Genomic DNA, 7,140 nt, shown 5'->3' with positions numbered 1-7,140 from the left:
CGCTGCGGGAGGCGTTCAGGGCCGTCATGCCCAGCGCCGGCACCGCCGGAACCAAGGAGTTATCGCCCTCGTGTTCGCTCGCCAGCCGTCTGACCACATTGCCCCTTTCATGCAGATCCTGATACGGGGCGCCGCAATGCTCGCCCTTGCCGTCACGATCAATGCGGGCCCGTGGGGTGGCGCCGCATCGGCGCAGGCAGCGCCGGAAGCGCCGCGTCTCGATGATCTGCGCGAGATCCCCTACCCCGCGCGCAGTGTGGCGGGGAACTTTCTCGCGGCCCATGTCGCCGGATTCGCCGGAGACACCACCGCCTCCGCCACTTTCTACCGCCGCCTTTTCGACATGGTGACGGATGATCCGGCGCTGCTTGAAAACGCCTTCATCGCCTTTCTGGCGGATGGCGACATGAGCTATGCCCTGCGCGCTGCCGAGCGGATTCTCGAGAGCGATCCCGGCAACAGCCTCGCACAGCTGGCCCAGGCGGTCGGCGATATCCGGGAGGGCCGCTTCGCCGTGGCCCGCTCGCGCCTCGAACCGGGCGGACGCGGCAACACCGCCGATCTCACGGCAACCTTGCTGCGGGCATGGGCCTATGCGGGCAGTAGGCTGGAAGAAGATGCATTGCTCACCGTCGACAGGCTCGAAGGTGAGGCGGGCTACGAGATCTTTCGGCTCTATCATGGTGCACTGATCGCGAGTTTTCTCGGGGAGGCCGATACCGCAAGAACGCGCTTTTCCGCGGCACTGGAAGCGCAGCCGCGCGCACTCAGCATCGTCGATGCCTATGCCCGCTTCGCCGCACGGGATGGCCGTGCAGATGAAGCCATCGCCGCCTATGAGGGTTTTCTGGAAGCCTTTACACGCCACCCGATCGCCCATGCCAATCTCGAAGCACTGCGGGCTGGCGAAAGCCTGCCTCGCGCTGTGTCAAGTGTGAATGAAGGTGCCTCCGAAGTGCTCTACGGGCTCGGCTCGGTGGGAATCAGTGATGGTGACGATCTCATCGCGCTGATCTATCTGCGTCTGGCGCTCCACCTCGCTCCGGCCCATGACATGGCGCTGGCGACGCTCGCGGAACTCCTCGAATCGCGCGCTCAATACGCTGCGGCAATTGAAACCTTCAATGCGATTCCGGCGGCTTCTCCACTTCATTCCGGCGCACAGGTCGATATCGGGATGCTGCTCGAACGGCTCGACCGCAAGACGGATGCCGTCGCGCATCTCGAGGCGCTGATTACGCGCGATGCGCAAAACCGCGAGGCCCATGTGGCTCTGGCGAATATCCAGCGCATGCGCCGCAATTTCCCGGAGGCCGCCGAAGCCTATACGCGCGCGATCGCGCTCCTGGAGGAGCCGGGCCCGGGAGATTGGACACTGTTCTTCTTCCGAGGCGCCTCGCTGGAGCGCATGGGTGCATGGGAGCGTGCGGAGGCGGATCTGAGGCAGGCGCTGGATCTCGTGCCGGAAACATCACCATTGGGCCAGGCACAGATCCTCAATTATCTCGGCTATTCCTGGGTCGACATGGATATTCGTCTTGAGGAAGGCTACACCATGATCCAGCGGGCGATCGAACTCGCCCCGAATGACGGCCACATCATCGACAGCCTGGGCTGGGCCTATTTCAAGCTCGGTCGCTACGAGGATGCGGTGCGCGAACTGGAGCGCGCGATCGAGCACCTGCCCAATGATCCGGTCGTCAACGATCATCTCGGCGATGTCTATTGGCGCGTCGGGCGCCGGCTGGAAGCACGGTTCCAATGGGAGCGGGCTCTGGCCAACGATCCCGAAGAGGATGACCGCGAGATGATCGAACGCAAGCTCGAAATCGGGCTCGATGCGGTCGAGGCCGATTCACGCAAGAGCGACGCCGCTGAGGCGACCGACGAGGCGCGCGAGGGTGGCTGAAGCCGAAGGTCGGGGCCTGCGGCAAAGTGCCTTCGCCCCCGCCAAGATCAATCTGATCCTGCATGTGCGCGCACGCCGTGCTGACGGCTATCATGATCTCGAAAGTCTGGTGAGCTTCGCAGGGACCGGCGACCAACTCACCTTCGTGTCCGATGCAGACGAATCCCTGCAACTGACCGGGCCGATGGCGACGGTGCTGGCTGACGGCGGCTCCGGGGCGGAAAACCTCGTCGCCCGCGCCCGGGCGGCCCTCTCACGACACCTGCCGGATCTGCCGGCGGGCGGTTTCATTCTGGACAAGCATCTGCCGGTCGCCTCCGGCATCGGCGGAGGCTCGGCCGATGCGGCAGCGGCGCTGCGCCTGCTTGCTGACAGAGCCGGTATTCGCCCTGACCATCCGGCGCTGTTGCGCGCAGCCTCCGAAATCGGCGCGGATGTGCCCGTCTGTGTCGCCGGTCGCAGCCGGGTGATGTATGGCACGGGCGCCGATCTCGGCCCACCACTCCCCCTGCCCGCCTTCCCGGCCCTGCTCGCGAATCCCGGGATCGCCGTGCCGACGCCGAACGTGTTTCGCGGGCTCGCACTCGCGCCGGGCGCGCGTTTCACGCCGCCGGGTGACACGGATAGCGCGCTCCCCACCGCGCGCGAGGCCTGGCCCACTGCGCATGATCGTGCCGGCTGGATCGCGCAGCTGAAGGCGGGGCGCAATGATCTCGCCGGCCCGGCTGAAACCATCGCTCCGGCCATTGCGGCCCTGCGCGAGACTCTGGCCGCCTGCCCCGGCTGCCTGCTCGCGCGAATGTCCGGCTCTGGCGCGACGGTCTTTGCGCTGTTTGCGGATGATGCGACGCGCGACGCAGCCGCCGCGCGGTTACGCGCGCGGTATCCGGAATACTGGATCGCCGCGACGGTGATCGGGGATGATGCGGAATAAGTTCAGGCGGATGCTGCGACGGGCTGCGCTGGTTCGGCCGGTTTTTCGTCATTCTCCACAAGCGGCTCCAACCCCTGCAGGCTGCGAATTCGCGCAGCTTTCGCCTGCGCCCGTGCTGCCGCTTTGGCCGCCGCCCGCTCCTGGGCGATCAGTGATTTGACATCGGTGATGCTGGCGAGGATCCGGCGCGCCTCCTCGCGCGAGCATTCGCGGAAATGACGCAAGGCGCGGTGGGGCGTGGTTGTCGAGGCGATCTGCTTGAGCCGCGAGCAGACGAGCTTCAGAAAAGCCCATTCGTCCATCCCCGCCGCGCGCGCAAGCAGCACCACCCCGCGCTCATAGGAGCCGCAGATCAGATCGAAGGCGAGCCCGTCATCGATCCCCGCCGCTTCGGCGAGCTTGCGCGCGGCGCGCGGCAGCGAGCTGGGGCGGGTATGTTCGAGTATCAGCTCGGCCAGCTGACGCTCGGTTTCGAGCACCGCCTCCTCCTCATCGCTCAGGCCAAGCGGCGGCATGTCGTCGAGTTGCGGCTCTTCATCCGCGCTGAATCCGGAGACGAGCAGCCGCGCCTTGTCCTGATCGACACAGGCCCCCCAGAACCGCGCCACGTCGTCTTCCGGAATATCCCAGCGGTGGCACAGCGCGGCACGGATATCATCGTCCTCGACCGCCATGGCGGCGACCTCGGCGAAACCGGAACGGTCGAAGCGCGCCTTGCGGTTGCGCGCACAGACTGCGATGGCTTCCTGGTCGCCGCGCTGCAAGAGCCTGGCGCAGGCGCCCGCATGGAGATCCTCGCGACGCGCCAGATCGCGCAACGCCTCCGCCGGCGCTTCGGTGATCAGCCGGGTGAGTTCGTCCTCGGGCTGGGCCTCGGCGGCGGGCGGCGCCTTCTCCCCGGATTCACGGGCCTCGCGGGCGATGGCGAGCTGGGCGAGGGCGAGGATCAGCGTGCGCGGGGCGTGTTCGTGCAGCGCCATGCGCCGCGTCGCCTCGCCGATCGTGCGTGCCGAACAACAGGGCGCGACCGCGATGATCAGATCCATGCAATCGTCGCGGCGGGAATCGGGCAGCTGCGCGCCACGCTCGATCAGCACATCCACGAGCAGGTCGAACGCACCCTCATGGCCACCGCCCTGCCTGACGAGCAGTTCGAGCCGGCTTTCGATCGTGTCATCCTGCTGTGAACCATGCTCCATTGTATCGTCCATCTGTCGCACCACCGAAAGGATGCGATTGACGTTGGAATTCTCGCCGGGAAAGTTTACATTCTGCTTAAAAATTGCTTTCGCAATCGTCGGAAAATTCACGCAATGTCGAGTATATCATGAAGATCGACGAGTCCCTGCCCTTCATTCCTGTCGCGATCGCGGTGTTGACCGTCTCCGATACGCGCGATCTCTCGCAGGACCGCTCCGGCGATACGCTCGCCGCGCGCATCGGGGAAGCCGGCCATAGGCTCGCCGATCGCGCCGTCGTGCGCGACGAGGTCGAGGCCATCCGCAAGCAGGTCTCGGCCTGGATCGCCGATCCGGCGATCGAGGTGGTGATCACCACCGGCGGCACCGGCTTTACCGGGCGCGACGTGACCCCGGAGGCAATCGAGCCGCTTTTCGAGAAGCGGATGGACGGGTTTTCCGCCGTTTTCCACCGCATCAGCTATGATAAGATCGGCACCTCTACCCTGCAATCGCGCGCGACGGCGGGGGTGACGAACGCCACCTACATCTTCGTGCTGCCCGGCTCGCCCGGCGCCTGCAAGGATGCCTGGGACGGCATTTTGCGCCCGCAATTCGACTATCGCCATCAGCCGTGCAATTTCGTCGAGATCATGCCCCGGCTCGATGAGCATCTCAAACGCGGCAAATTGCGCGGCGCCTGACGCGCCCACTGCTCACCCGGCTGCGGCGAAATCACGATCGGGCTGAGGCTGGCGCAGGATCTGGGCCTCGACACCAGCGATGCGCAGGCGTTTCGCGTGCGCGCCGCCGAGCCGCGAACGGTGGACGATGTCGCCGGCGCGGACCTCGCGCGACAGGCGGCCGACGCGCTCGCGCAGCCATTCCCGCCAATCCGGCGCCCGGCGCGCCAGCCGCCCGATCGGATAGCCCTCGCGTTCGGCGATGAAGGCGAATCGATCGACCGCGCCGATCCAACCCTCCAGAGGAATGTCCCCGGCTTCGAGGCACATGAACCAGTCCCTCCGCGCCAAAGCGGCGCCGGCGGACCATGGGTCGGACCCGGCTGCGATCACCACATGGTGCGCGCCGGTCGCCTCGATGATCAGATCGATCGCCTCGCTTTCCTGCTCGACGATGACCACGGCATCCGCCACGACGCCCTCGGCCACCCCGGTGACCAGGGCGGAAAGCGTTGCGGCAAGGGCCTCGGGCCCGGCGCGGGAATGAACAAGAGCGCTCAACATCATCAGCAAATATAAAGCAAAGCTTCGCAAATGTCTCGTGCTGCACTGCACAAATCGCGCGCATGCGCCGAAAGTCGCACGTGTTGCGCCCCGCCCCGTCAGCCCGAGACGATGACGGGCTCCGGCAGATCGAAGAATTCCTCATCGCCGTCATCACCGCCGCGCCACATCCCGATGGCGAAACTTCCGGGCCCGTCGAGCACGGTGAGCGGGTGGTGCCAGATATCGGCGCCGAAGATGATCCCCTCATCCGGCCCCGCGATGAAAGCCTGCATCTGCTTGATATCCGGCCCGCCATCCGCCGCATGCGGCGCCACCACGACGAGCCAGCGCGCGGCCTGGATCGGCACGAAGCTCTGCGATGAAAATTCGTGGCGCTCCATCAGCTTCACCGCAAAAGGCAGCACGACAGGCTCGACCACGCGCGCAACGCTCAGGCTCGGCTTCGCATCAGGGCGCAGATTGGAAAGCCCCGCATCGAAATAATCCCGCCCGGCCCCGTCAGGCGCGCGCAGGACGGTGCCGAAGGGGGCGAAACTGGCGGGGTCGAGGGGTTGGACTTTGATCATGGGGGGAGTTTAGCGGGGGATTTTTGGAGGGTATAGGGGTGTGAACAGGTGCCCGTCATCGGCGCAACCGACCGGTTCCATGCCGGGCGCCGACGATCGCGGAATTCATCGTCTGCTCCCGCGCCTTCCCCCAGGCCGGAGGACGTGCCGAGGCCGTTATTTCTGTCGCGCCTTGCGGTTTGCGTAGCGCTGATCGCGTGCGGCCTTTCGGGCGGCCTCATCCTCGATGACGCGAGAGACGCGGTCTTTCTCGGCTTTCTCACGGCCTTCAGCTTCGGCTTTGGCCGCAGCATCGGCGGCGGCCTGACGCTCGGTCGCAGCGGCCTCGATCCGCGTCTGCTCATCGCGCTTCAGGCGTTCTTTCTCCGCCTGCCGTTCTTCCCTGGCCGCAGCGATAGCCTTGCGTTCTGCCTCGCGTGCGAGCCGGGTCGGCTCGGCGGCTTCCTTTGCGGCACGATAGGACTTCAGCAGAGCGGCCTTCGCTTCGGCAGCGGCGCCGCGGCGATCAGCGAAGTCGTTGTCTTTCTTGTTCTTCAAGTCTCTGTTCCGTTTCGATTCTGGTCAGGCTGGGCTCAGGGCTTGATGGCCCGCTTCGACTTGAGCGCGGCTGTCGCCCGCGTGCGGTCATCCGCTTCCCTTGCGAGGCGGGCATTCTTCAAGCGCGAAGTCTTGTCCTCGCGCGCCTGTGCCATCGTGTCGATTTCTTCAATGACGCGGTTTCGCGCCATCAACTGCGATTGCACCTTCGTGAAGGCGCTCTCCGCCTGCTCGCGCGGCTTGCTATATTGCGACATGATCATCCCTCCGGCTCGCCTGAAGACGAGCGGCAATAAAAAAAGGCCAGGCAAATGCCTGACCTCTCTCAGTCTCATACTCTCGACAGTGCCAGTACATCCGTGGTCAAAGGAGAGCTGATCCCGAATTACGCAGCCTGCAGATTGCAAGCCGACATCTTGCCGGACTTCCTGTCCTGCTCCAGCTCGTAGCTGATCTTCTGGCCCTCGACGATTTCGCGCATTCCGGCGCGCTCGACGGCAGAGATATGGACGAATGCGTCAGCACCACCCTCGTCAGGCTGAATGAAGCCAAAGCCCTTGGTGGAATTGAACCATTTAACTGTGCCGGTGATCATGACGATCCCTTTCATAGCATAGAGTGACCGCCGCCACGCAGAAGCGCGTTGCGGCTCAGGATAACGATTTTTGAAAGGGAGGTTCGTCCGGGCGCGACAGAAATCGCGCGATAACCAAAGCTCAGCAAGCAAATATCGATGACACTGTTGGTAGAGGTCGCGCCGTGTGAT

At 65.0% G+C, this 7,140-nt stretch carries 9 protein-coding genes; 3 read left to right on the top strand and 6 right to left on the bottom strand.

The genetic code is table 11. The features are described from left to right. Nucleotides 1–136 precede the first annotated feature (136 nt). Together VKP01_RS03035 and VKP01_RS03030 are read left to right on the top strand one after the other, a co-directional pair. The gene (locus VKP01_RS03035) at nt 137–1,909 is read left to right on the top strand and encodes a tetratricopeptide repeat protein (protein WP_324410154.1); all 1,773 of its coding nucleotides are present in this window, start codon (nt 137–139) and stop codon (nt 1,907–1,909) included. Further along, nucleotides 1,902–2,843 (top strand): 4-(cytidine 5'-diphospho)-2-C-methyl-D-erythritol kinase, encoded by a 942-nt coding sequence (locus VKP01_RS03030; protein WP_324410153.1) that lies wholly within the window; start codon nt 1,902–1,904, stop codon nt 2,841–2,843. Before VKP01_RS03035 ends, VKP01_RS03030 begins: the two co-directional genes overlap by 8 nt. A gap of 2 nt (nt 2,844–2,845) precedes the next feature. On the opposite strand, the gene VKP01_RS03025 is transcribed toward VKP01_RS03030, so the two are convergent. Then, nucleotides 2,846–4,054 carry a DUF2336 domain-containing protein gene (locus VKP01_RS03025; RefSeq protein WP_324410152.1) on the bottom strand — a complete coding sequence of 403 codons (1,209 nt, stop codon included), beginning with the start codon at nt 4,052–4,054 and terminating at the stop codon, nt 2,846–2,848. 116 nt (nt 4,055–4,170) lie between these two features. Between VKP01_RS03025 and moaB the strand changes: the two genes are divergently transcribed. Next, nucleotides 4,171–4,725 carry a molybdenum cofactor biosynthesis protein B gene (gene moaB / locus VKP01_RS03020; RefSeq protein ID WP_324410151.1) on the top strand — a complete coding sequence of 185 codons (555 nt, stop codon included), beginning with the start codon at nt 4,171–4,173 and terminating at the stop codon, nt 4,723–4,725. Nucleotides 4,726–4,737: 12 nt separating this feature from the next. Here moaB and VKP01_RS03015 read toward each other — a convergent pair whose 3' ends face one another. The 5 genes from VKP01_RS03015 to VKP01_RS02995 form a co-directional block, all read right to left on the bottom strand. Then, entirely contained in the window at nt 4,738–5,265 is a 528-nt protein-coding gene (locus tag VKP01_RS03015) for a hypothetical protein (RefSeq protein WP_324410150.1), read from the bottom strand. A gap of 101 nt (nt 5,266–5,366) precedes the next feature. Beyond that, nucleotides 5,367–5,837 (bottom strand): ureidoglycolate lyase, encoded by a 471-nt coding sequence (locus tag VKP01_RS03010; protein ID WP_324410149.1) that lies wholly within the window; start codon nt 5,835–5,837, stop codon nt 5,367–5,369. A gap of 156 nt (nt 5,838–5,993) precedes the next feature. Then, entirely contained in the window at nt 5,994–6,374 is a 381-nt protein-coding gene (locus tag VKP01_RS03005) for a DUF6481 family protein (RefSeq protein ID WP_324410148.1), read from the bottom strand. A gap of 35 nt (nt 6,375–6,409) precedes the next feature. Continuing rightward, entirely contained in the window at nt 6,410–6,631 is a 222-nt protein-coding gene (locus VKP01_RS03000) for a hypothetical protein (RefSeq protein ID WP_324410147.1), read from the bottom strand. Between the two features lie 128 nt (nt 6,632–6,759). Further along, nucleotides 6,760–6,969 (bottom strand): cold-shock protein, encoded by a 210-nt coding sequence (locus VKP01_RS02995; protein WP_324410155.1) that lies wholly within the window; start codon nt 6,967–6,969, stop codon nt 6,760–6,762. Nucleotides 6,970–7,140: the final 171 nt, after the last annotated feature.

This window comes from Saliniramus sp., assembly GCF_035311605.1.
Taxonomy (GTDB): Bacteria; Pseudomonadota; Alphaproteobacteria; order Rhizobiales; family Beijerinckiaceae; genus Saliniramus.
The sequence above is the reverse complement of the archived record's forward strand: the minus strand, read 5'-3'. Positions and strand labels throughout refer to the sequence as shown.